The organism is Streptomyces sp. NPDC003943 (assembly GCF_053605265.1).
Window position 1 is genome coordinate 1 of the sequence record NZ_JBSGIW010000069.1, and the last position, 21,310, is coordinate 21,310.

18 protein-coding genes and 1 pseudogene are annotated in these 21,310 nt (G+C 72.5%); 7 read left to right on the plus strand and 12 right to left on the minus strand.

Annotated features, from left to right (window positions below; genetic code table 11):
* From ACWEV0_RS25360 to ACWEV0_RS25375, 4 genes and pseudogenes are all read right to left on the minus strand, one after another.
* A pseudogene (locus ACWEV0_RS25360) lies at positions 1 to 492 on the minus strand (hypothetical protein); the annotation flags it as partial.
* 57 nt (positions 493 to 549) lie between these two features.
* The gene (locus ACWEV0_RS25365; protein WP_453151751.1) at positions 550 to 1,512 is read right to left on the minus strand and encodes an EamA family transporter; all 963 of its coding nucleotides are present in this window, start codon (positions 1,510 to 1,512) and stop codon (positions 550 to 552) included.
* A gap of 90 nt (positions 1,513 to 1,602) precedes the next feature.
* Positions 1,603 to 3,174: a PucR family transcriptional regulator gene (locus tag ACWEV0_RS25370; RefSeq protein WP_453151752.1), complete on the minus strand. Its 1,572-nt coding sequence runs from the start codon at positions 3,172 to 3,174 to the stop codon at positions 1,603 to 1,605.
* A 92-nt stretch (positions 3,175 to 3,266) separates the two neighbouring features.
* Positions 3,267 to 5,849: an ATP/GTP-binding protein gene (locus ACWEV0_RS25375; protein ID WP_453151753.1), complete on the minus strand. Its 2,583-nt coding sequence runs from the start codon at positions 5,847 to 5,849 to the stop codon at positions 3,267 to 3,269.
* A gap of 288 nt (positions 5,850 to 6,137) precedes the next feature.
* On the opposite strand from ACWEV0_RS25375, the gene gabT reads away from it, so the two are divergent.
* Together gabT and ACWEV0_RS25385 are read left to right on the plus strand one after the other, a co-directional pair.
* Positions 6,138 to 7,472, plus strand: coding sequence for a 4-aminobutyrate--2-oxoglutarate transaminase (gene gabT / locus ACWEV0_RS25380; protein WP_451610461.1), 1,335 nt, complete (start codon positions 6,138 to 6,140; stop codon positions 7,470 to 7,472).
* A gap of 109 nt (positions 7,473 to 7,581) precedes the next feature.
* Entirely contained in the window at positions 7,582 to 8,316 is a 735-nt protein-coding gene (locus ACWEV0_RS25385) for a phosphatase PAP2 family protein (protein WP_453151754.1), read from the plus strand.
* A gap of 11 nt (positions 8,317 to 8,327) precedes the next feature.
* Here the strand turns inward: ACWEV0_RS25385 and ACWEV0_RS25390 are convergent, their stop codons facing one another.
* The 7 genes from ACWEV0_RS25390 to ACWEV0_RS25420 all read right to left on the minus strand — a co-directional run bounded on the left by ACWEV0_RS25390 (position 8,328) and on the right by ACWEV0_RS25420 (position 16,165).
* A complete protein-coding gene (locus ACWEV0_RS25390; RefSeq protein ID WP_453151755.1) occupies positions 8,328 to 8,804 on the minus strand; it encodes a hypothetical protein in 477 nt (158 codons plus the stop codon).
* A gap of 125 nt (positions 8,805 to 8,929) precedes the next feature.
* A complete protein-coding gene (locus ACWEV0_RS25395) occupies positions 8,930 to 10,357 on the minus strand; it encodes an NAD(P)/FAD-dependent oxidoreductase (RefSeq protein WP_453151756.1) in 1,428 nt (475 codons plus the stop codon).
* A gap of 48 nt (positions 10,358 to 10,405) precedes the next feature.
* Positions 10,406 to 11,200, minus strand: coding sequence for an ABC transporter permease (locus ACWEV0_RS25400; RefSeq protein WP_453151758.1), 795 nt, complete (start codon positions 11,198 to 11,200; stop codon positions 10,406 to 10,408).
* Complete coding sequence (locus tag ACWEV0_RS25405; protein ID WP_453151759.1) at positions 11,200 to 12,132, minus strand: ABC transporter permease; 933 nt, start codon at positions 12,130 to 12,132, stop codon at positions 11,200 to 11,202. Before ACWEV0_RS25405 ends, ACWEV0_RS25400 begins: the two co-directional genes overlap by 1 nt.
* A complete protein-coding gene (locus ACWEV0_RS25410) occupies positions 12,129 to 13,298 on the minus strand; it encodes an ABC transporter ATP-binding protein (protein WP_453151760.1) in 1,170 nt (389 codons plus the stop codon). Before ACWEV0_RS25410 ends, ACWEV0_RS25405 begins: the two co-directional genes overlap by 4 nt.
* A 50-nt stretch (positions 13,299 to 13,348) precedes the next feature.
* Complete coding sequence (locus ACWEV0_RS25415) at positions 13,349 to 14,596, minus strand: polyamine ABC transporter substrate-binding protein (RefSeq protein ID WP_453151761.1); 1,248 nt, start codon at positions 14,594 to 14,596, stop codon at positions 13,349 to 13,351.
* A 54-nt stretch (positions 14,597 to 14,650) separates the two neighbouring features.
* Positions 14,651 to 16,165 (minus strand): gamma-aminobutyraldehyde dehydrogenase, encoded by a 1,515-nt coding sequence (locus tag ACWEV0_RS25420; protein WP_453151763.1) that lies wholly within the window; start codon positions 16,163 to 16,165, stop codon positions 14,651 to 14,653.
* A gap of 175 nt (positions 16,166 to 16,340) precedes the next feature.
* On the opposite strand from ACWEV0_RS25420, the gene ACWEV0_RS25425 reads away from it, so the two are divergent.
* Positions 16,341 to 16,883: an NADAR family protein gene (locus ACWEV0_RS25425; protein WP_453151765.1), complete on the plus strand. Its 543-nt coding sequence runs from the start codon at positions 16,341 to 16,343 to the stop codon at positions 16,881 to 16,883.
* A gap of 22 nt (positions 16,884 to 16,905) precedes the next feature.
* Here ACWEV0_RS25425 and ACWEV0_RS25430 read toward each other — a convergent pair whose 3' ends face one another.
* Positions 16,906 to 17,553: a DUF4190 domain-containing protein gene (locus ACWEV0_RS25430; RefSeq protein WP_453151766.1), complete on the minus strand. Its 648-nt coding sequence runs from the start codon at positions 17,551 to 17,553 to the stop codon at positions 16,906 to 16,908.
* An 85-nt stretch (positions 17,554 to 17,638) separates the two neighbouring features.
* Here ACWEV0_RS25430 and ACWEV0_RS25435 point away from each other — a divergent pair, with 85 nt between their 5' ends.
* The 4 genes from ACWEV0_RS25435 (at position 17,639) to ACWEV0_RS25450 (ending at position 21,306) form a co-directional block, all read left to right on the plus strand.
* Positions 17,639 to 18,664, plus strand: coding sequence for an adenosine deaminase (locus tag ACWEV0_RS25435; RefSeq protein WP_453151767.1), 1,026 nt, complete (start codon positions 17,639 to 17,641; stop codon positions 18,662 to 18,664).
* Positions 18,665 to 18,701: 37 nt separating this feature from the next.
* Positions 18,702 to 19,418, plus strand: coding sequence for a glycerophosphodiester phosphodiesterase (locus ACWEV0_RS25440; RefSeq protein ID WP_453151768.1), 717 nt, complete (start codon positions 18,702 to 18,704; stop codon positions 19,416 to 19,418).
* A gap of 65 nt (positions 19,419 to 19,483) precedes the next feature.
* Complete coding sequence (locus ACWEV0_RS25445; protein ID WP_453151792.1) at positions 19,484 to 20,593, plus strand: sensor histidine kinase; 1,110 nt, start codon at positions 19,484 to 19,486, stop codon at positions 20,591 to 20,593.
* Positions 20,590 to 21,306, plus strand: a complete 717-nt coding sequence (locus tag ACWEV0_RS25450) for a response regulator (protein WP_453151770.1) — start codon at positions 20,590 to 20,592, stop codon at positions 21,304 to 21,306. The genes ACWEV0_RS25445 and ACWEV0_RS25450 overlap by 4 nt, the downstream gene beginning before the upstream one ends.
* Positions 21,307 to 21,310 lie beyond the last annotated feature (4 nt).

Below are 21,310 nucleotides of genomic sequence, written 5' to 3' on the forward strand. Positions count from 1 at the left end.
GGCGCCGCCGTCGAGCCACACGCCCAGCTTCGCGCCCGTCTGGAGGGAGGTGGCGCCGGTGGCGGTGGTGTGCCACAGCTCGCGGCCGGTGCGGAGGTCGAGCCCGGCGAGGGTGTGGCATCCCTTGCGGGGCTCGCCGTAGAAGATCAGGGCCACCCCGTCGTCGGCGGTCGGGCTGGTGGAGCAGATGTCGGCCCGCCCGGGCACGTACTCCCAGCGCTGCCTGCCGGACCGGACGTCGAATCCGGTCACCGCGTCGACGCGGCTGCGGACGACGGTGTCGTCGACGAGCCAGGCGCGGTTGCCCTGGTCGGTGGCGTTGCGGTCGTACGGGGCCTCCCAGGCGGTCGTCATCGACGAGCCCGGCCAGTAGCCGGAGTCGTTTAGGAACACCCAGGCGGCGCCGTAGAGGAGTCCGAGCACCACTCCGAGGGCGGTCAGACAGCCGAGCCACCCCCGCCACCCCAGCGGTTCCCTTGTGCGCTCACCCATCCGGATCCCCACCCCTGGTCGACCGTTCGAACGGCCCTCAGCGTAGAGGACCGTTGATCATCCGCGCCGCTCCGTCGAGACGATCAGGCCCACCCCGACCACGACGATCGCGCCGCCGAGGACGATCGGCCAGCTCAGCGCCTCGTTCAGGATCAGCGCGCCGAGGGCGACGGCGACGACCGGGTTCACGTACGCGTAGGTGGCGACGAGCGAGAGCGGCGCGGTCTGCAGGAGCCAGGCGTACGCGGTGAAGGCGATCAGCGAGCCGAACACGACCAGGTACGCCAGGCCCGCCCAGGACCGGGTGGACACGGCCGCCAGGTCGAGCCCGTGCTGCTCGCCGCGCAGCAGACCGACTCCGACGCCCGCGAGGCCGCCGGCCAGCATCTCGTACACGCTGGCGGTGAAGGGGTTCGCGGGCATCGGCAGCCGGGACGAGGAGAAGGAGCCGATGGACCAGCTGAGGGCCCCGACGATCACCAGGATCACGCCGCTCACCTTCACCTCGCCGCTGAGCCCCGGCAGCGTCAGCACGGCGAGCCCGCCGAGCCCGACGAGCACGCCCGCGATCCCGCCCGCGGTGGGCCGCTCCCCGGCCAGCGCCTTCAGCATCACCACGAACACGGGCACGACGGCGATGAGCAGCGCCGCGAGCCCGGACGGCACGGACATCTCGGCGAGCACGACGAACATGTTGCCGCCGAGGAGCAGCATCAGGCCGACCACCGCGGCGGATGCCAGCTGCCGTGCGCTCACCTTGAGCGCCCCGATCCCCTGCCGCCACGCGATGATCCCGGCCAGCACGAGCCCGGCGACCACGAACCGCGCTCCGGCCGACAGGAACGGCGGCAGCGTCTCGACCACGACCCGGATCGCGAGGTACGTGGAGCCCCACACGACGTACACGATGGCGAGCGCGGCCCAGACGGTGGTGGGGATGCGGCGGGGGGCGGGGGCCGTGGGGAGGGGGGCGGAGTGCTGGGTCCTGGAGGCCGGGGCGTCGGCGGCGGGGCTTGTCATGACCAGGAGATTAGGCGCTTCGGCGGCCACTGATCCAGAAATCTGCCCGCGATCGGGCAGGATCAGGGAAATTCGCGCTCTCGCGAGCGCTTACTCCGCTCCCGTCCCCGTCGCCTTCAGCGCCAGCCACAGCTCCATCCGCACGTCCGGATCGTCCAGCGAGCGGCCCAGGATCTCCTCCACGCGCCGCATCCGGTAGCGCAGCGTGTGGCGGTGCACGCCCAGGTCGGCGGCGGCCGCGTCCCACTGGCCGTGGCGGGAGAGCCAGGCGCGCAGCGAGGCGACGAGGTCGCCGCGGCCCGTGGCGTCGTGCTCGTAGAGGGCGCGCAGGAGGCCGTCGGCGAAGGCGCGGACGGCGTCGTCGGCGAGGAGGGGGAGCACGGAGCCGGCGGCGAGTTCCTCGTGCTCGACGAGGGAACGGCCGCGGCGCCGGGCCACCGACAGGGACTGTTCGGCCTGCTTGTAGGCGGCGGACGCGGCGATGGGGCCGGTCGGGGCGGAGAGGCCGACGACGATCTCGGTCTCCTCGGCCTCGCGGTTGGCGTACGCCTCGCACGCCGTGACCACCGCTCCCCCGTCGCCCGCCAGGACGACGAGCCGTTCGCCGCCCTCCGGGCCCTCCGGCACGGTGAGCACGGACTCGCCGGCCCGGGCGGCGGCCGCCTCCAGGGACTCCGCGAACACCGCGAGCGGCGTCTCGCCCTCCCGGGCCGCCGCCTCCGCGGAGGCGGGCTCGGCGATGAGCAGCCGGAACGGCGCGTCGAGCAGCCCGCCGTACAGATCGCCCGCCACCGCGCGGGCGTGGTCGGGCTGCCCGGCCAGCAGCATCCGCAGCACCGCCGCGCCGAGCCGCTGCTCGGCGGCCTGGAGCGAGCGGGACCGTTCCGTCGTCAGCGTGAGCAGCGCGATCGCGGAGTGCACGGCGTAGCGCTCGGCGGTGCCGAGCGGCGCGCCGGTGCCGACCGCGAGCGCCCCGCGCACCCGCCGCCCGGTGCCGAGCGACTGGAGCTCGACCCGGTCGTCGGTGCCGCCGACGACGGCGCTGGCCGGCGCGGGCCGTTCCCGGAGGCGTTCGACGTCGGGGGTGAGCCGGGCGGCCCGGCGCGCCGCCCATTCGGGCGATACGGCGAGGACGGTGCCGGAGGTGTCGTACAGCGCGGCCCAGCCGTCCACGTGCGCCGCGAGCCGCGCGACGACGGCGTCCGGCCCCTCGGCGAGCGCGGCCCGCGTCAGCTCGCGCTGCGCCTCGAAGCCGGCGGTCACGGCCCGGTACTGGTCGGCGGCGATGGCCGCCGACACCGCCTTGCTGATGGCGAGGAACGGCGTCCGCCGCGGCACTTCGAGCAGCGGCAGGTGCTCCTCGCGGGCCGCTTCGAGCAGCGCCGCCGGAATGGCCTCGTGGTTCACCCCGACCGCGAAGCCGAGCCCGACCACGCCCGCGCCGAGCAGCCGCCGCACGTAGCGCCGCATCGCCTCGGGGTCCTCGGCGTCGAGCGTGAGCGCGGTGGTGAGGAGCAGTTCGCCGCCCTCCATGTAGGGGACGGGGTCGGCGAGCTCGCTGACGTGCGCCCAGCGCACGGGCGTGTCGAGGCGGTCCTCACCGGCGCGGACGGTGAGTTTGAGCGCCGAGTGCTGGACGAGCGAGGCGAGGGTGGGCGGCATTGGGGACCGTCGGACCTTAAGGGGAGGGGAGGGCGCGCCGCCCGTCGGAGCGGCGCGTCCCCGATTCTGCCAGCCCGGCCGGGAGCCCGCGCTCAGCCGCGTGCGCCGGCCTCCCGCAGGTCCACGAGCAGCGGCGGAGTGTGCTCGCCGCGCACGTCCGTGAGCGAGAGGACCGCGTGCCCGGGCGGCACGGCGTGCGCGAGGTCGGAGGCCGACCAGCGCTCGCGCTCCACCTCCCGGACGGTCACCGCCTCCGTCGTGACGGCCTTGCCGGTGACCAGCTTGCGCAGGGCGTGGAAGGCCCGGGTCATCGGCTGGTCGGCGAAGACGGTGTGGTGGGCGACCTCGGTGGTCTCCACCCGTTCGGTGCCCCAGGCCTCGGCGAACGCCCGGCCGTCCCAGGTGGGGATGCCGGAGAACGCCATCCGGCAGCCGACGACCGCGAGCAGCGGCCCGTGCAGCGGCTCCGGGACCTCGGCGAAGGTACGGAGGGCGAGCACGACGCCGGCGTTCTGCGGGCGCAGGCGCTGCAGGCCGCGCACCGTTCCCGGGGTGAGCGCGCCGGCCGCGTCGTCGAGGACGAGGCAAACGAAGTGGGACCCGGGGCCGTCGGCGCGGCCCGGACGGTCCCGTACGACGGTCTGGAACTGGGCGAGCAGCAGCCGGTTGAGGAGCCGGGCGGCGTCCTCGTGGGCGCCCTCCGGGAGGCTGATCCGGACCCGCATCGGATGCCGGACGACGGCCCGCAGCGCGAAGGCGTTGTCCTCGCTGCCGCCGCCGAAGAAGTCGGCGAAGACGGGCCGGTCGAGCGCGGCGAGCCGGTCGGCGAGCACGGGGCCGAGGTCGGTCGCGGTGCCGACCTGCCGGATCCGGGACTCCAGCTCGCGGCGCATGGCCGTGGCGGCGCCGTCCTCGGGGAGCCGGTCGAGCAGGGCCCGCAGGGTCTCGGGGCGGGCTTCGAGGAGCTCGCGCAGCACCGGGACGGTGGGGAAGCGGCCGTGCGCGGCCCGGTGGGGGCCGATGAGCTGCGCGAGCACGGTGGCGGCCCGCCGGGTCTCGACGCCCGGCATGTCGCCGACGAGTCCTTCCGCGAGCAGCGCGGCGGCCTCGTCCGGGTCGGTGGCCCCGGCGTACAGGTCGAGGTCGTGCCGCGAGGCCGGGTCGCCGAGGCGGATCACCACGTCGTACGCCTCGTCCGGGCCGAGCGGCGCTCCGGCCGCGCCGACGGCGACGACGGCGCAGCCGCCGGTGAGGGCCTGGAGGCCGAGCGACTCGACGACGGGTGCGACGAGGGCGCGGGTCTTGCCGGAGCCGGACGGGCCGACGGCGAGCAGTGAGGTGCCGAGCAGCGCGGGGTCGAGGGCCAGGCCGGCGCCGTGGTAGGCGGCGGGGGTGCGCTCGGCGGGCGCGTACCGCCCGACCCGGACCTGGCCGAGGAGCAGGTCGTGGGTGGCGGTGCGGCGGCCGGGCAGGTCGCGCTCGCCGGACGGGTGGCCGGCCGCGGCGGCGCCCTGCTCGACGACCGCTTCGACGAGCGCGGCCCGCCGCATCCCGTCCCGGGCGGACTGCTCCCAGGCGCGCCGGACGCGCGCGATGTCGACGTCGTTCATCCGTCCGCCGGCCACCTCGGCGGCGAGCACGTCGGCGGCGCGCTGCTCGCCGGCGGCGCGGAGCTCGGGCCACTGGGAGGGCGGGACGACGGGCCCGGTGACGGCGGCCTGCGGCTGGGGGGCCTTGTGGGCGCGGTAGGTACGGAGCAGGCCGGCCCAGTCGCCGACGCGGGCGAACGGCCACAGGACGAGGCCCGTGATCAGCGCGTACAGGGTGTAGACGAGGACGGGCGAGGCGAACACCTCGAACCCGCCGGTGACCAGCGCGACCAGGGAGAGCACGGCGGAGACGACGGGCAGCGGGTCCCAGCCCAGGCCGAACGCCTCGGGCCAGACGAAGGTGAGGGCGGCGAGCCCCATCACCCCGGCGAGGGCGGCTCGGGCGGGCGGCCGGAACCGGTCGAGGTAGTGGCGGGTGATCTTCCCCCAGGAGCCGAGGAAGGCGACGGCGCACACGAGCAGCACGAGGAACGCGCTGTCGTAGAGCGCGCGGGCGGCCTGGCCGTGCCAGTCCACGGGCGAGGTGGTGAGCGGGTACCACCACTCCTTCGGGGTGAGGAGCAGCAGGATCTCGACCTTGTACGGGAAGACGTCACGGCGCCACGCGGCCCAGACGAGCAGCCCGACGACCAGCGGGATCAGCATCCCGACGAGCGTGACGGGCGCCATGCGCCTGTCTTCCGCGGCCCGCGCGGGCAGGTGCCGGAACCGCCACACCCCGAGCCCGGCCTCCGGCCGCGGCGCGTCCAGCCACTCGGCGACGGGCGCGCGCGGCGGCACGGACGGCGGAGCGCCGGGCGCGTGCGCGGGCACGGACGGCGGAAGGCCCGGCGACGCGACGAGCGGCGCGGCCGCCCCCGCGGGAGCACCGGGCGCACTCGCGTACGCCCCCGGCGCGTGCGCGGGCGGCGGCGGCACGACCGGCTGCGCCGCCGGACGCGCCGGGACCGAGGGGGCCGGCGGCGCGGCCGGCGGCAGGTCGTCGGGCGGCGGCGGGGCCGGGTGGGGGACCGCGGGCCCGGTCCCCCGGGTGTCGCTCGACTCGTACGTGCCGTCGGTCTCCATGAACCCCTGCCCCCTGACCAGCCAGGTCGCCGCAACTGTGCCACCGTCAATCTAGTGGGCGCGGGCCCGCCCGGAGGGGTTTCGCCCACCCGTTCGGCCGATCACCGGCCGACCGCCGCCCGCCGCACCGCCGCGCGCCGTCGAGCCCCGCGAAGGCAGCCACCATGTCCATCTCGGACAACGAGCCACCCGCCACCACTCCCGATCGGCGCATGCCCGACCCCCTCCCCCGCGCCTAGCCTGCGGAGGAAACCCGCAAGAGCGTCCAGAACATCCCAGGAGCCCCGCATGAACGCTGTCCCGCAGGAGCGGCGCGTCGTCACCGCCATCCCCGGCCCGAAGTCGCAGGAGCTTCAGGCCCGCCGCCTCGACACGGTCGCCGGTGGCGTGGGCTCCACGCTGCCGGTGTTCACCAAGCGGGCCGGCGGCGGCATCATCGAGGACGTCGACGGCAACCTGCTGATCGACTTCGGTTCCGGCATCGCCGTGACCTCCGTCGGCGCCTCCGCCGAGGCCGTCGTGCGCCGCGCCTCCGCGCAGCTGCAGGACTTCACCCACACCTGTTTCATGGTGACCCCGTACGAGGGTTACGTGGAGGTCTGCGAGGCCCTCGCCGAGCTGACCCCGGGCGACCACGCCAAGAAGTCCGCGCTGTTCAACTCGGGCGCCGAGGCCGTCGAGAACGCGGTCAAGATCGCCCGCTCGTACACCAAGCGCCAGGCCGTCGTCGTCTTCGACCACGGCTACCACGGCCGCACCAACCTCACCATGGGCATGACGGCGAAGAACATGCCGTACAAGCAGGGCTTCGGCCCGTTCGCGCCCGAGGTCTACCGCGTGCCGGTCGCCTACGGCTACCGCTGGCCCACCGGGGCCGAGAACTGCGGCCCCGAGGCCGCCGCCCAGGCGATCGACAACATCACCAAGCAGATCGGCGCCGAGAACGTCGCCGCGATCGTCATCGAGCCGGTCCTCGGCGAGGGCGGCTTCATCGAGCCGGCCAAGGGCTTCCTGCCGGCGATCGTGAAGTTCGCCAACGACAACGGCATCGTCTTCGTCGCGGACGAGATCCAGGCCGGCTTCTGCCGGACCGGCCAGTGGTTCGCCTGCGAGGACGAGGGCATCGTCCCGGACCTCATCACCACCGCCAAGGGCATCGCGGGCGGTCTGCCGCTCGCCGCCGTGACCGGCCGCGCCGAGATCATGGACTCCGTGCACGGTGGCGGCCTCGGCGGCACCTACGGCGGCAACCCGGTCGCGTGCGCCGGTGCGCTGGGCGCCATCGAGACCATGAAGGAGCTCGACCTCAACGGCAAGGCCAAGCGCATCGAGGAGGTCATGAAGGGCCGCCTCACCGCGATGCAGGAGAAGTTCCCGGTCATCGGTGACATCCGTGGCCGTGGCGCCATGATCGCCATCGAGCTGGTGAAGGACCCGGCGACGAAGGTGCCGGCCCCGGAGGCCGCCGCCGCGCTCGCCAAGTACTGCCACAACGAGGGCGTGCTCGTCCTGACCTGTGGCACCTACGGCAACGTGCTGCGCTTCCTGCCGCCGCTGGTCATCGGCGAGGACCTGCTCAACGAGGGCCTGGACGTCATCGAGGCCGCGCTCGCCACGATCTGACGATCGGACAGCACCTTCTGACACTCCGTGTGAAGAAGCTGTGGGGGGCCGATGGCGGGATGGAGTTCCCGCTGTCGGCCCCCCGTTCCGTGCCGTACGGTTTGGACAGATGAGAGAAACACCCCGGGCGGAGCCTCCCCAGCCCCGTCCGAGCCGTGCCGCAGCGCACACCGCTGGAGCCCTGGGCTCCGGAACTCCTCACCGATCGGATGGCCGCCCGCCCCACACCCCCCGGGGCGCGCGGCAGCCCGGTCAAGCCGACCGCCCCGGAACCACCCCCCCTGTTCCGGGGCGGTCGGCTGCCTTCTGGGCGCTCGTCGTCCTCGCCGTCACCACCTGGCAGGTCCTGGTGCACGGCCCCCTCACCCGCCTCGACGAGCGCGCCTCCCGCGCCCTGGTGGACACCGTGCCGCGCGGCCTGAGCGAAACCGCGTCCGACCTCGGCAACATGACGGTCGCCCTTCCCGTCCTGGCCTGCGCGCTGGCGTACGCGGTCCGGCGCGGCCGCCGCGCCCAAGCCCTCTGGGCCGCCCTCGCCATGGCCGCCGTCCCGCTCCTGGTCGTCCCCCTGAAGACCTGGACGGCCCGCCCGGGCCCGCTGGAACCCTGGGCGCACGGCTACTTCCCGTCCGGCCACACGGCGACGGCGATGGTGGCGTACTTCGGCGCGGCCTTCCTGGTGTCCAGGCGCCTGGTGCCGGTCGCGGCCGTGCTCACGGCGGTGACCGGCGCCGGACTGGTCCTGCGGGGCTACCACTGGCCGCTGGACGTGCTCGCGAGCCTCTGCCTCGCGCTGCTGATCCTCTTCGTCAGTTCCACGCGCACGCGTCGAAGCTCCGGCTGACACTCCCGCTCCTACCCACGCGCCAGTCGGCCCGCCGCCTCGTGCATCGCCAGTTCGAGGAGTGCGGCGTCCGTCAGCGTGCCCGCCGCGTCCGGGCTCACCAGCCAGCGCACTCCGCCGGTCGCGCGGCCCGGGTACGGGACGACGATCCAGGTGCCGCGGCCGGCGCCGCGCACGCCGGTGCCGAGCCAGCGGGCGGCGGTGCCCGGGGGCACGAAGAAGCCCGTCCGGGCGGCGCCGAAGTCGGCGAGGACGGGGCCGGGGCGGTCGACGAGGCGGGTCAGGACGTCGAGGGTGGCATGGCCGAGCCCGGCCGGCAGGATCAGCACGTCCCAGCGGCGCCCGGCGGGCAGCAGCGCGACGCCGTGCGGGTTGCGCTCCCACTCGAAGCGGCAGGCGTCGGGATCCGGCGCCGCCGACGCCAGCCACTCCACCACGGCCCTGACGTCCGGCGTTCCCGGCGTACCCGAGCTCCCCGAAGCGTTCATCGTCACAGTCCCCTCTCCGTGCGGACCCGCCCGGTGCGGTGTCCACACGGAGAGAGGAGGCGGCCCCGCGGCTATGACGCGGGTTTACCCTCCATGGACTGTGACCTGCGTCACATCACGATGGTTCAGCTGTCGAAGCCGAGGCCCAGCTTGTCCATCGTCTTCAGCCACAGGTTCCGCCGGCCGCCGTTCTCGTCGGCCCGCGCGAGCGACCACTTGGTCAGCCCGATGCCCGCCCACGCGATCGGCTCCGGCGGGAACGGCAGCGGCTTCGAGCGGACCATTTCGAGCTCGGTGCGCTCGGTGCGCTCCCCGCCCAGCAGGTCCAGCATCACGTCCGCGCCGAAGCGGGTCGCGCCCACGCCGAGGCCCGTGTAGCCCGCCGCGTACGCCACCTTGCCCTGGTGCGTGGTGCCGAAGAAGGCGGAGAAGCGCGAGCAGGTGTCGATCGCGCCGCCCCAGGCGTGGCTGAAGCGCAGCCCCTCCAGCTGCGGGAAGCAGGTGAAGAAGTGCTGGGCCAGCTTCAGATACGTCTCGGGGCGGTGGTCCAGCTCGGCCGCGACCTTGCCGCCGAAGCGGTAGACCGCGTCGTAACCGCCCCACAGGATGCGGTGGTCCGCGGTGATGCGGAAGTAGTGGAACTGGTTGGCGCTGTCGCCGAGGCCCTGCCGGTTCTTCCAGCCGACCGAGGCCAGCTGCTCGGGGCTGAGCGGCTCGGTCATCAGCGCGTAGTCGTAGACCGGGACGGTGTAGTGCCGCAGCCGCTTGACCAGCGACGGGAAGACGTTGGTGCCGAGGGCGACCGTGCGGGCCGCGACCCGGCCGTACGGGGTGCGCACGGCCATGCCGCCGCCGGCGCCGCCCGCCGACACCAGGTCGAGCGCCGGGGTGTTCTCGAAGATCCGCACGCCGAGCTCGGCGCAGGCCCGCTTGAGGCCCCAGGCCAGCTTCGCCGGGTGCAGCATGGCGACGCCGCGCCGGTCCCACAGGCCGCCCTGGAAGGTCGGCGAGGCGACCTCGGCCCGGACCGCGTCCCGGTCCAGGAACTCCAGACCGTCCGCGAGACCGAGCCGGTCGGCCTCCTCGTACCACTCGTGCAGCTCGTCGACCTGGTAGTCCTCGGTGGCCACGTCGATCTCGCCGGTGCGCTCGAAGTCGCAGTCCAGGCCGTAGCGGGCGACGGTGGCCTCGATGGCGTCGAGGTTCTCGGCGCCCATGCGCTCCAGCTTCGGCAGCTCACCGGGCCAGCGGGCCAGGCCGTTGCCGAAGCCGTGGGTGAGCGAGGCGGCGCAGAAGCCGCCGTTGCGGCCCGAGGCGGCCCAGCCCACCTCGCGGCCTTCGATCAGCATGACGTCCCGGGAGGGGTCGCGCTCCTTGGCGCGGAGCGCGGTCCACAGGCCGCTGTAGCCGCCGCCGATCACGAGCAGGTCGCACCGCTCGGTACCGGTGAGGGCGGGCAGGGCCGCGGGCTTGCCGGGGTCTTCCAGCCAGAAGGGGACGGGCTGGGCGTCGGAGAGAGATTGTGCAGCGAGACGCATGGCGACTGGGGCCATGGTTTCCAACTCCTTCGGTGCCCGGCCGGCTGCCGGCCGGGCGCTCGTTCAGGCTGTTGCTGTTTTCTTGCGCCGGTTGCTGATGACCTGTCCGGCCGCGACCATCAGTACCGCGATGACGAACATCGCCGTGCCGATGACGTTGATCTGAACGGGGGTTCCTCGCTGTGCCGAGCCCCAGACGAACATGGGGAAGGTCACGGTGGAGCCCGCGTTGAAGTTGGTGATGATGAAGTCGTCGAACGAGAGCGCGAAGGCGAGCAGCGCGCCGGCCGCGATGCCGGGCGCCGCGATCGGCAGCGTGACCCGCAGGAAGGTCTGCACCGGTCCCGCGTAGAGGTCGCGCGCGGCCTCCTCCAGGCGCGGGTCCATGGACATCACGCGCGCCTTGACCGCCGTCACGACGAACGACAGACAGAACATGATGTGGGCGATGAGGATCGTCCAGAAGCCCAGCTCCGCGCCCATGTTGAGGAACAGGGTGAGCAGCGAGGCGGCCATGACGACCTCGGGCATGGCCATCGGCAGGAAGATCAGCGAGTTGATCGCGCCGCGCGCCCGGAAGCGGTAGCGGACCAGCGCGAACGAGATCATCGTGCCGAGGATCGTGGCGCCGAGCGTGGCCCAGGCGGCGATCTGCAGCGAGAGCGACAGCGAGCCGCACATGTCCGCGACGCCGCAGGGGTCCTTCCAGGCGTCCAGGGAGAACTGCTGCCACGCGTAGTTGAAGCGCCCGTTCGGCTTGTTGAACGAGAACACCATCACGACGGCGTTCGGCAGGATCATGTACGCGAGCGTCAGCAGGCCCGCGATGACGACGAGGTTCTGTCGGATCCAACGCATCAGACCAGGTCCTCCGTGCCCGCTCGGCGGATGTAGACGGTGACCATGAGCAGCACGATCGCCATGAGGATGAACGAGAGGGCGGCGGCCGTCGGGTAGTCGAGGACCCGCAGGAACTGCGACTGGATGACGTTGCCGACCATCTTGGTGTCGGTGGAGCCGAGCAGTTCGGCGTTGACGTAGTCACCGCTCGCCGGGATGAAGGTGAGCAGCGTGCCGGAGACGACGCCCGGCATGGACAGCGGGAAGGTCACCTTGCGGAAGGTGGTCGCCGGGGAGGCGTACAGGTCCTGCGCGGCCTCGTGGAGCCGGCCGTCGATCCGCTCCAGGGAGGTGTAGAGCGGCAGGATCATGAAGGGCAGGAAGTTGTACGTGAGACCGCAGACCACCGCCATCGGCGTGGCGAGCACCCGGCTGCCCTCGGTCCAGCCGAGCCAGCTGGTGACGTCGAGGACGTGCAGCGCGTTCAGCGCGCTGACGACCACGCTGTCGTCGGCGAGGATCGTCTTCCAGGCCAGCGTGCGGATCAGGAAGCTGGTGAAGAACGGCGCGATGACGAGGACGAGGACGACGTTGCGCCAGCGCCCGGCCTTGAAGGCGATCAGGTACGCCAGCGGGTAGCCGAGCAGCAGGCAGAGGAGCGTGGCCGTGCCGGCGTAGAGCAGCGAGCGGACGAACTGCGGCCAGTACTCCTGGAAGGCGTCCCAGTAGGTCTGGAAGTGCCAGGTGACCTGGAAGCCCTTCTCCAGGGAGCCGGTCTGGATCGACGTCGACGCCTGGTAGACCATCGGCAGCGCGAAGAAGACGAGCAGCCAGATGATGCCGGGCAGCAGCAGCCAGTACGGGACGAGCCGCTTGCGGGTGGAGGACTTGCGGACGACCGGCTCCTCGGCCGGCGCCGCCGCCTCGTCCTTCACGAGGGTGGCGGTCATGCGGCGTCCTCCACCGTCTCGACGCCCGCGTCGATGTCCTGGGCGGCGTCGAGACCGAAGGTGTGGGCCGGGTTCCAGTGCAGGACGACCTCGGCGCCGGGGACGAGACGGTGGTCCCTCTCGATGTTCTGCTCGTACACCTGGAGCTCCGCGCCGGCCGGCGAGTTCACCACGTACTGGGTGGAGACACCGATGAAGGACGAGTCGGCGATGCGCCCGGTGACCCGGTTGCGGCCGTCGGCGATCCGGCCGGCGTCGTCGGCGTGCGTCAGCGAGATCTTCTCGGGCCGTACGCCGACGAGCACCTTGCCGCCCTGGCGCACGGCGGACGTACAGCGGTCGCCGGGCACCCGGAGCTTGCCGCCGCCGGCCGTGACGATCACCTCGGAGCCGGTCTGGACGACCTCGGCCTCGATCAGGTTCGAGGTGCCGAGGAAGTTGGCGACGAAGGTGGTCTGCGGGTTCTCGTACAGGTCCTCGGGCGCGCCCAGCTGCTCGACCCGGCCGCCGTTCATCACCGCGACCTGGTCGGCCATGGTCATGGCCTCCTCCTGGTCGTGGGTGACGTGCACGAAGGTGATGCCGACCTCGGTCTGGATGCGCTTGAGCTCCAGCTGCATCTGGCGGCGCAGCTTGAGGTCGAGGGCGCCGAGCGGCTCGTCGAGGAGCAGCACCTGCGGGTGGTTGATGAGGGCGCGGGCGACGGCGACGCGCTGCTGCTGGCCGCCGGAGAGCTGGTGCGGCTTCTTGTGGGCGTGCTCGCCGAGCTGCACGAGCTCGATCATCTCGTCCACCTGCGACTTCACCGACTTGATGCCGCGCCGGCGCAGACCGAAGGCGATGTTCTCGAAGATGTTCATGTGCGGGAAGAGCGCGTAGGACTGGAAGACCGTGTTCACCGGCCGCTTGTACGGCGGGAGGTCGGTGACGTCGCGGTCGCCGAGGAAGACGGTGCCCGTGGTCGGCTCCTCCAGGCCGGCGATCATGCGCAGCGTGGTCGTCTTGCCGCAGCCGGAGGCGCCTAGGAGGGCGAAGAAGGAGCCCTGCGGGACCGTCAGGTCGAGCGGGCGCACGGCGTGGAAGGAGCCGTAGGACTTGCTGATGCCGGAGAGACGGACGTCGCCGCCGCCGGTGTTCTTTTCGGTGTGAGCAGTCTTGTCAGTCATGGGGTGAGATCCCGGGGTTCGTGGAGGGAAGGCGGAGGGCGTGCGGCCGGTCAGGCACCGATGAGCTTGGCGAACTTCTCCTCGTACGCCGTCTCCTCGGCGCTGCTGAGCGAGCGGAAGGCGTGCGACTTCCTCGCCATCGCCTTGTCCGGGACGATCAGCGTGTTGTTCGCGAGCTCCGGGTCGATCTTGGCGAGCTCGTCCTTCACGCCGTCGACGGGGCACACGTAGTTGATGTACGCGGCGAGCTGCGCGGCCACCGGGAGCTCGTAGTAGTAGTCCATGAGCTTCTCGGCGTTGCTCTTGTGCCGGGCCTGGGCCGGGATCAGCAGGTTGTCGCTGGAGGTGAGGTAGCCGGCCGCCGGGATCGCGAACTTGATGTCCGGGTTGTCCGCCTGGAGCTGGATGACGTCACCGGCCCACGCGAGGCAGGCGGCGATGTCGCCCTTGTCCAGGTCCGACGTGTAGTCGTTGCCGGTGAAGCGGCGGATCTGCTTCTTGTCGACGCCCTTCTGGAGCCGGCCGATGGCGGCGTCGTAGTCGGCGTCGGTGAACGTGCCGGGGTCCTTGCCCATGTCGAGCAGGGTCATGCCGACCGAGTCGCGCATCTCCGTCAGGAAGCCGACCCGGCCCTTGAGCGCGGGGTCGTCGAGCAGCTGGGTGACGGAGTCGACCTTCTTCCCGCCGGTCGCCTTCTGGTTGTACGCGATGACGGTGGAGATGCCGGTCCAGGGGTACGTGTAGGCGCGGCCCGGGTCCCAGTCGGGCCGGCGGAACTGCTGCGCCAGGTTGGCGTACGCGTTCGGCAGGTTGGCGGCGTCGAGCTTCTGCGCCCAGCCGAGGCGGATGATGCGGGCGGCCAGCCAGTCGGTGACGACGATCAGGTCGCGGCCGGTGTCCTGGCCGGCCGCGAGCTGCGGCTTGATCTTCCCGAAGAACTCGACGTTGTCGTTGATGTCCTCGGTGTACTTGACGTTGATGCCCGTACGTTTGGCGAACGCCTCCAGCGTCGGACGGTGCTTCTCGTCGTCGCTCACGTCCATGTACTCGGTCCAGTTGGAGAAGTTCACCGTCTTCTCCTTGGCCGAGAAGTCCGTCGACGCCGGCCCCTGGCCCTCCCGCTTGGCGGGCGGGATGCCGCAGGCGCTCAGGGAGGCGAAGCCACCGACGGTGAGCGCGCCGACGCCTCCGGCGCGCAGCATCGAACGGCGGGTGAGGGCGCCCCGGCCGCTCGTCAGGCTGCGCCGTATCGCCGCCAGCTGGGGGGCCGACAAGCTGTCGGACTCGTACTGCTCCATGCGCTGTGCCCTTTCGGGATGGGTTCGGTCGCCGCTGGTCGGGGCGGCGGAGTGCTATCGGTCCCCGAAGATCGTGCGGTGCCAGTCCTTGGCCGCCACCGCCGTGTTGTCGTACATCACATGCTTGACCTGTGTGTACTCCTCGAAGGAGTACACGGACATGTCCTTTCCGAAGCCCGACGCCTTGTAGCCGCCGTGGGGCATCTCGCTGATGATCGGGATGTGGTCGTTGACCCAGACGCAGCCGGCCTTGATCTCCCGGGTGGCCCGGTTCGCCCGGTACACGTCACGGCTCCAGGCGGAGGCGGCGAGGCCGTACGGGGTGTCGTTGGCCAGCCGGATGCCCTCGTCGTCGCCGTCGAAGGGCAGGGCCACCAGGACCGGTCCGAAGATCTCCGACTGCACGACCTCGCTGTCCTGTGCGGCGCCGGTGATCAGGGTGGGTCGGTAGTATGCGCCGTTCTTGAGCTCGCCACCAGGGGCTTCGCCGCCGGTGACGACGGTCGCGTAGCCCCGCGCCCGCTCCACGAAGCCGGCGACGCGGTCGCGCTGGGCGTGGCTGACGAGCGGACCGAGGTCGGTGGAGGGATCGAACGGGTCGCCGAGGCGCACGGTCTCCATGAGTTCCGCGACCCGCGCCACGAAGGCGTCGAACAGCGGCCGCTGCACATAGGCCCGGGTGGCGGCCGTGCAGTCCTGTCCGCTGTTGATGAGGGAGGCGGCGACGGCGCCCTGCGCGGCGGCCTCCAGGTCGGCGTCGTCGAAGACGACGAACGGAGCCTTGCCGCCGAGCTCCAGGTGCAGCCGCTTGACGGTGGCGGTGGCGACCTCGGCGACGCGCTTGCCGACGCCCGTGGAGCCGGTGAACGAGGTCATGGCCACGTCCGGGTGCCCGACCAGGTGCTCGCCGGCGACCCGGCCGGCGCCGTTGACGATGTTGACGACACCGTCCGGAATCCCGGCGTCGCTCGCCGCCTGGGCGAACATCAGGGACGTGAGCGGCGTGAGCTCGGCCGGCTTCAGGACGATCGTGTTGCCGGCCGCGATCGCCGGGAGGATCTTCCAGGCCGCCATCTGGAGCGGATAGTTCCAGGGCGCGATCGACCCGACCACGCCGATCGCCTCACGCCTGACGTACGAGGTGTGGTCCCCGCTGTACTCGCCCGCCGACTGTCCCTGGAGGTGCCGGGCGGCGCCCGCGAAGAAGGCCGTGTTGTCCACGGTCCCCGGCACGTCGAACTCGGTCGTCAGCTTGATGGGCTTGCCGCACTGCAGCGACTCGACCCGGGCGAAGTCCTCCGCCCGTTCGGCGAGCACACCGGCGAAGCGGTGCAGCGCCTCGGAGCGCTCTCCGGGCGTGGCGCCCGCCCACTCCGGGAAGGCGTCCCTGGCGGCCGCGACGGCCTCGTCGACGTCGTGCGTGGACGCGAGCCGGTAGGTGTGGACGGCGTCCCCGGTCGCCGGGTCGATGACGGTGTGGTCCTGCTCCGAGGTTCCGGGGCGGAGCCGCCCCCCGATGTACTGCGCGCCGTCCGCGAAGCGATCCGACACCTGGAAGCGGTTGCCCATGACGCTCTCCGTTGTTCCAGCTCGAGTTGAGTGCCGATCCTGACAGAGCACCTCGGGTGCAACAAGGGATTCCGTTGTTGCCTTTTGGTTACGCGACGGATTCGGTCGACCATGTGTCGAGAGCGGCGGGAAATTGCCGTACGGAGTGTCAGTGGTGGGTGAAAAGGTGGCGTGCATGAGCGATCTGGAGGAGCTGAAGAAGCAGGTCAAGAGGGGGGAGAGGGTGAAGTGGCTGCACTTCTGGGGCCACCGCCCGCGCCCTGACGGGCAGCTGTCGGCGAGCTGTCTCAGCCAGTGGTGGCCGTCACCGTTCGTGGTCGACGGCGTGCGGTACGCGACGGCCGAGCACTGGATGATGGCCGAGAAGGCGAGGCTCTTCGGCGACGCCGAAGCGGCCGGGGCGGCACTCGCCGCCCGCAGCCCGGCGGAGGCCAAGAAGGCCGGCCGCCTGGTGCGCGGCTTCGACGAGACGGTCTGGCAGCAGCGGCGCTACGGGATCGTGGTCGAGGGCAGCGTGCACAAGTTCGCGTCCGACGAGTCGCTCCGGGCCTTCCTCGTCGGCACGGGGACCCGGGTCCTGGTCGAGGCCAGCCCGCTGGACCGCATATGGGGCATCGGCCTGGCGGCGGACGACCCGCGCGCGACCGACCCGGAGCGCTGGCGCGGCCTGAACCTGCTGGGCTTCGCGCTGATGGAGGCGCGGGAGCGGCTGCGGTGAGTCCCCGCCCCCGCGCGGCGCACTACCGTGCGTCGACCACCAGGCTCGTGTTGAACGGGTCGTCGTCGTAGGACGAGTCCGAGGTGTCCGCGTGGTTGATGGACCAGATCATCAGCGCCAGGAACGCGGCGCCGATCAGGATGCCGACGGCGCCCAGGACGACCCCCGCGATCGCCATGCCCCGGTTCGTCGCCTCGCCGCGCCCGGCCTTCTTCAGGCCGATGATGCCGAAGATCAGCGCCAGGATGCCGAGCAGCGCGCCGAAGCCCCACAGACAGAAGCCGGCGACGGCGATGATGCCCAGCACCATCGCGGCCGTGCCCATGCCGTTGGACGGGGCCGGCTGGCCCCAGCCCGGCTGCCCGTAGCCCGGCTGCCCGTAGGCCCCCGCCCCGTAGCTCGGGTAGGCGGACGCCGGCGCCGGGTAGCCGTATCCGGTCTGCTGCGGTGGAGTCGCCGCGGCCGGCGGGGTCGGGTAGCCGAAGGCACCGCCGGGCGCGACCGGCGGCGGCGGGAGCTCGGCGCCGGGCATCGAGACGACGGTGTGCTGGTCGTGCACCGACGGCGTACCGGGCGTGCGGTCCTGCGGAGTCGCGGGCTTGCTCAGTTCGACGCCGTCCTGGTTCGGCGGAGCCCACGGGTCCACCGGCTGGTCATGGTTCTCGGACATGGGCCTCCCCCATCGTGGTCACGCCATGCTACGGCCTCCCTCTTTTCGCGGACCCTGCCGGGGCGGCCCGGCCTACCATGACCCGATGACCGACCTGCATTCCTTCATCGCCGGGCTTCCCAAGGCCGAACTGCACGTGCACCACGTGGGCTCCGCGTCGCCCCGGATCGTCTCCGAGCTGGCCGCGCGCCACCCGGACTCCAAGGTTCCGACGGACCCGGACGCCCTCGCCGACTACTTCACGTTCACGGACTTCGCCCACTTCATCGAGGTCTACCTCTCCGTCGTGGACCTGGTCCGCACCCCCGAGGACGTCCGGCTGCTCACCTTCGAGGTGGCCCGCGACATGGCCCGGCAGAACATCCGCTACGCGGAGCTGACCATCACCCCGTACAGCTCCACCCGCCGCGGCATCGACGAGCGCGCGTTCATGGCGGCGATCGAGGACGCCCGCAAGGCGGCGGAGGCCGAGCTCGGCGTCGTGCTGCGCTGGTGCTTCGACATCCCCGGCGAGGCGGGCCTGGAGGCGGCGGAGGAGACCGCGCGGCTGGCGGTCGACCTGCGTCCGGAGGGCCTGGTGTCGTTCGGCCTCGGCGGCCCGGAGATCGGCGTGCCGCGCCCGCAGTTCAAGCCCTACTTCGACAAGGCCCGCGCCGCCGGTCTGCGCTCGGTGCCGCACGCGGGCGAGACGACGGGCCCGCAGACGGTCTGGGACTCGATCCACGAGCTGGGCGCGGAGCGCATCGGTCACGGCACCAGCTCGGTCCAGGACCCGGAGCTGCTGAAGTACCTCGCCGAGCACCGGATCGCCCTGGAGGTGTGCCCGACGTCGAACATCGCCACGCGCGCGGTGGAGCGTCTTGAGGACCACCCGATCAGGCAGATGGTGGACGCGGGCGTGCTCGTGACGATCAACAGCGACGACCCGCCGATGTTCGGCACCGACCTGAACAACGAGTACGCGGTCGCGGCCCGGCTCCTCGGCCTGGACGAGCGCGGTCTGGCCGCGCTCGCGAAGAACGCGGTGGAGGCGTCGTTCCTGGACGAGGCCGGCAAGGCCCGCCTGACCGAGGAGATCGACACGTACACGGAGCAGTGGCTGGCGCGCTGAGCCACCGGCGGCAACCGCCCGCCAGCAGAATGGGGTCATGGATCCCGTCACTGTCGTAGGCCACCGCGGCGACCCCTATCGCGTCCGCGAGAACACCGTCCCGTCGATCCTGTCGGCGTTCCGGCGGGGCGCGGACGCGGTGGAGGTCGACGTCCGGCTCACCAAGGACCGCGTGCCCGTGCTGCTGCACGACGACACCCTGAAGCGCCTGTGGGGACACGACCGCCCGCTCTCCTCCGTCACCGTGAACCAGCTGAAGGAGCTGACGGCGGACGGCCCCCACGGCTCGGTGCCGACGCTGCGCGAGGCGCTCGTCGCGGCCGGCGCGCACCGGCTGATGCTGGACCTGCCGGGCGGTGACGCGGCGTCGGTGCGCGAGATCGTCGGCACGGTCCGCGAGTGCGGCGCGGACGAGCGGGTCTACTACTGCGCGGGCGGCGCGGCCATGCTGGACGTACGGGCGGCCGACCCGGCCGCGGAGATCGCGCTCACCTGGAACACGCTGGCGCCGCCCCGGCCCGTACTGCTGGACGTGGTGCGCCCGAGGTGGCTCAACTACCGCTTCGGACTCGCGAGTCGGGAGCTGGTGGAGCGGGTGCACCGGGACGGTCTGCTGGTGTCGGTCTGGACGCCGGACACCCGCCGGTGGATGCGTAAGCTGATCCGCCACGGGGTCGACTCGATCACGACCAACCGCGTCGACGCGCTGGCCTCCGTGCGGGAACGGGAACGGGGACGGGAACACGGGGCTTGACGGGCATACAGGGGACACAGGGGACGCAGCGGATAGGGGGCAGGGGCAGCCGGGCGCTTCGGGAGCTGAGGGCCTGGTGGGCGGCCCATCCGTGGGCCGTGGACATCGGCATCGCGCTGCTCGTGCAGGCGGCGATGACGATGCCGTTCGTGGTGCCGCGCCCGCCCGAGCTGGAGCCGGCGACCTGGCCGGCGTACGGGCTGACGACGCTCACCGTCGTCCCGCTGGTGTGGCGCCGCCGGGCGCCGATGGCCGTGCTGCTCGGCGTCATGGCGACCAGTGCGCTCTACCGGCTCGCCCTTGAGGGGCCGGGACAGCCGCTGCCGTACACCGGGCTGCTCAGCCTCTACACGATCGCCGTGCTGTCCCCGCCCTGGAAGCGCCTCGCGGCGGGTCTGCTGGTCCTCCTCGCGGTGCCGGTGTCGGTGTGGCTCAACACCCAGTCGGTGCGCGAACTGACCTTCTCCCTCTTCGTGTTCGGGGCCGCCTACGCCCTCGGGCGGCTCGCGGACGCCAGGCAGCGGGCGCACCGGGTGGAGGCGGAGCAGGCCGCGGCCCGCGAACGGGCCCGGATCGCCCGGGAGATGCACGACATCCTGTCGCACGCGGTGAGCCTGATGATCGTGCAGGCGGAGGCCGGTCCGCTGGCGGTGCGGGCCGCACCCGAGCGGGCGGAGGCGGCCTTCGAGGCGATCTCCGAGACCGGCCGGGACGCGATGGTGCAACTGCGGCGCATGCTGGGCGTGTTGCGCGACGGGGACGCGCCCGACGCGCCCCGGGACCCGCAGCCGGGCATCGGGGAACTCCCCGGTCTCGTCGAACGGGTGCGGGGCGGCGGCCTCGACGTGCGGTACGCGACGGAGGGCGCCGTGCGTCCGCTGCCCGCCGCGACCGGGGCGACCGTCTTCCGGATCGTGCAGGAGGCGCTGACGAACGTGGTCAAGCACGCGCGGGCCGGCTCGGTGTCGGTGCGCCTCGGGTACGGGGAGGACGAGGTGGAGGTCCGGGTGACGGACGACGGGCGCGGCCCGCAGGGCGGCGGTTCCGGCGGCCACGGCCTGGTGGGCGTCCGCGAGCGGGCGGCCGCGCACGGCGGTACGGCGTCGGCCGGGCCGGGCCCGGACGGGCGGGGTTTCGAACTGCGGGCGGTGCTCCCGCTGGAGGCGGCGAAATGACGATCCGCGTCGTGGTGGCGGACGACCAGGAGCTGGTGCGCAGCGGTTTCGCGCTGATCCTGGACGTCCAGGAGGACATCGAGGTGGTCGCGGAGGCCGGCGACGGCGCCGCGGCCGTGGAGGCGGTGCGCCGGCACTCCCCCGACGTGGTCCTGATGGACATCCGGATGCCGGTGATGGACGGCATCGAGGCGTGCCGGGTGGTCTCCGCCGAGTCGGCCTGCCGGACGGTGATCCTGACGACCTTCGACACCGACGAGTACGTGTACGAGGCGCTGCACGCGGGCGCGAGCGGCTTCCTCCTGAAGGACGTACGCCGTGACGACCTGGTGCACGCGGTGCGGGTGGTCGCGGCGGGCGAGGCGCTGCTCGCGCCGACGGTGGCGCGGCGGCTGGTGGAGCAGTACACCTCGGCCCCGGCCCCGGGCGGCCCGCGGCGGGCCGATCCGCGCCTGGACGTACTGACCGCGCGGGAGCGGGAGACGCTGCTGCTGCTCGCGCGCGGCCTGTCGAACGCGGAGATCGCGGCGGAGCTGGTGGTGAGCGACCACACGGTGAAGACGCATGTGGGGAACGTGCTGGCGAAGCTGGGCCTGCGCGACCGGATCCAGGCGGTGATCTGCGCCTACGAGACGGGCCTGATCACGGCGGGCGCTCCCCCGGCCGGGGGAGCCGGGGGTGCGGAAGCCTCCCCCGCGTGGGCGAGGAACTAGGTGG

Bases quoted from the DNA above. Each gene is read 5' to 3' on its own strand.
- ACWEV0_RS25430 (WP_453151766.1), bottom strand. From the start codon at position 17,553: ATGTCCGAGAACCATGACCAGCCGGTGGACCCGTGGGCTCCGCCGAAC.
- ACWEV0_RS25420 (WP_453151763.1), bottom strand. From the start codon at position 16,165: ATGGGCAACCGCTTCCAGGTGTCGGATCGCTTCGCGGACGGCGCGCAG.
- ACWEV0_RS25395 (WP_453151756.1), bottom strand. From the start codon at position 10,357: ATGGCCCCAGTCGCCATGCGTCTCGCTGCACAATCTCTCTCCGACGCC.
- ACWEV0_RS25365 (WP_453151751.1), bottom strand. From the start codon at position 1,512: ATGACAAGCCCCGCCGCCGACGCCCCGGCCTCCAGGACCCAGCACTCC.
- ACWEV0_RS25415 (WP_453151761.1), bottom strand. From the start codon at position 14,596: ATGGAGCAGTACGAGTCCGACAGCTTGTCGGCCCCCCAGCTGGCGGCG.
- ACWEV0_RS25410 (WP_453151760.1), bottom strand. From the start codon at position 13,298: ATGACTGACAAGACTGCTCACACCGAAAAGAACACCGGCGGCGGCGAC.
- ACWEV0_RS25435 (WP_453151767.1), top strand. From the start codon at position 17,639: ATGACCGACCTGCATTCCTTCATCGCCGGGCTTCCCAAGGCCGAACTG.
- ACWEV0_RS25425 (WP_453151765.1), top strand. From the start codon at position 16,341: ATGAGCGATCTGGAGGAGCTGAAGAAGCAGGTCAAGAGGGGGGAGAGG.
- ACWEV0_RS25375 (WP_453151753.1), bottom strand. From the start codon at position 5,849: ATGGAGACCGACGGCACGTACGAGTCGAGCGACACCCGGGGGACCGGG.
- ACWEV0_RS25370 (WP_453151752.1), bottom strand. From the start codon at position 3,174: ATGCCGCCCACCCTCGCCTCGCTCGTCCAGCACTCGGCGCTCAAACTC.
- ACWEV0_RS25385 (WP_453151754.1), top strand. From the start codon at position 7,582: ATGAGAGAAACACCCCGGGCGGAGCCTCCCCAGCCCCGTCCGAGCCGT.
- ACWEV0_RS25400 (WP_453151758.1), bottom strand. From the start codon at position 11,200: ATGCGTTGGATCCGACAGAACCTCGTCGTCATCGCGGGCCTGCTGACG.
- ACWEV0_RS25450 (WP_453151770.1), top strand. From the start codon at position 20,590: ATGACGATCCGCGTCGTGGTGGCGGACGACCAGGAGCTGGTGCGCAGC.
- ACWEV0_RS25390 (WP_453151755.1), bottom strand. From the start codon at position 8,804: ATGAACGCTTCGGGGAGCTCGGGTACGCCGGGAACGCCGGACGTCAGG.
- ACWEV0_RS25440 (WP_453151768.1), top strand. From the start codon at position 18,702: ATGGATCCCGTCACTGTCGTAGGCCACCGCGGCGACCCCTATCGCGTC.
- gabT (WP_451610461.1), top strand. From the start codon at position 6,138: ATGAACGCTGTCCCGCAGGAGCGGCGCGTCGTCACCGCCATCCCCGGC.
- ACWEV0_RS25405 (WP_453151759.1), bottom strand. From the start codon at position 12,132: ATGACCGCCACCCTCGTGAAGGACGAGGCGGCGGCGCCGGCCGAGGAG.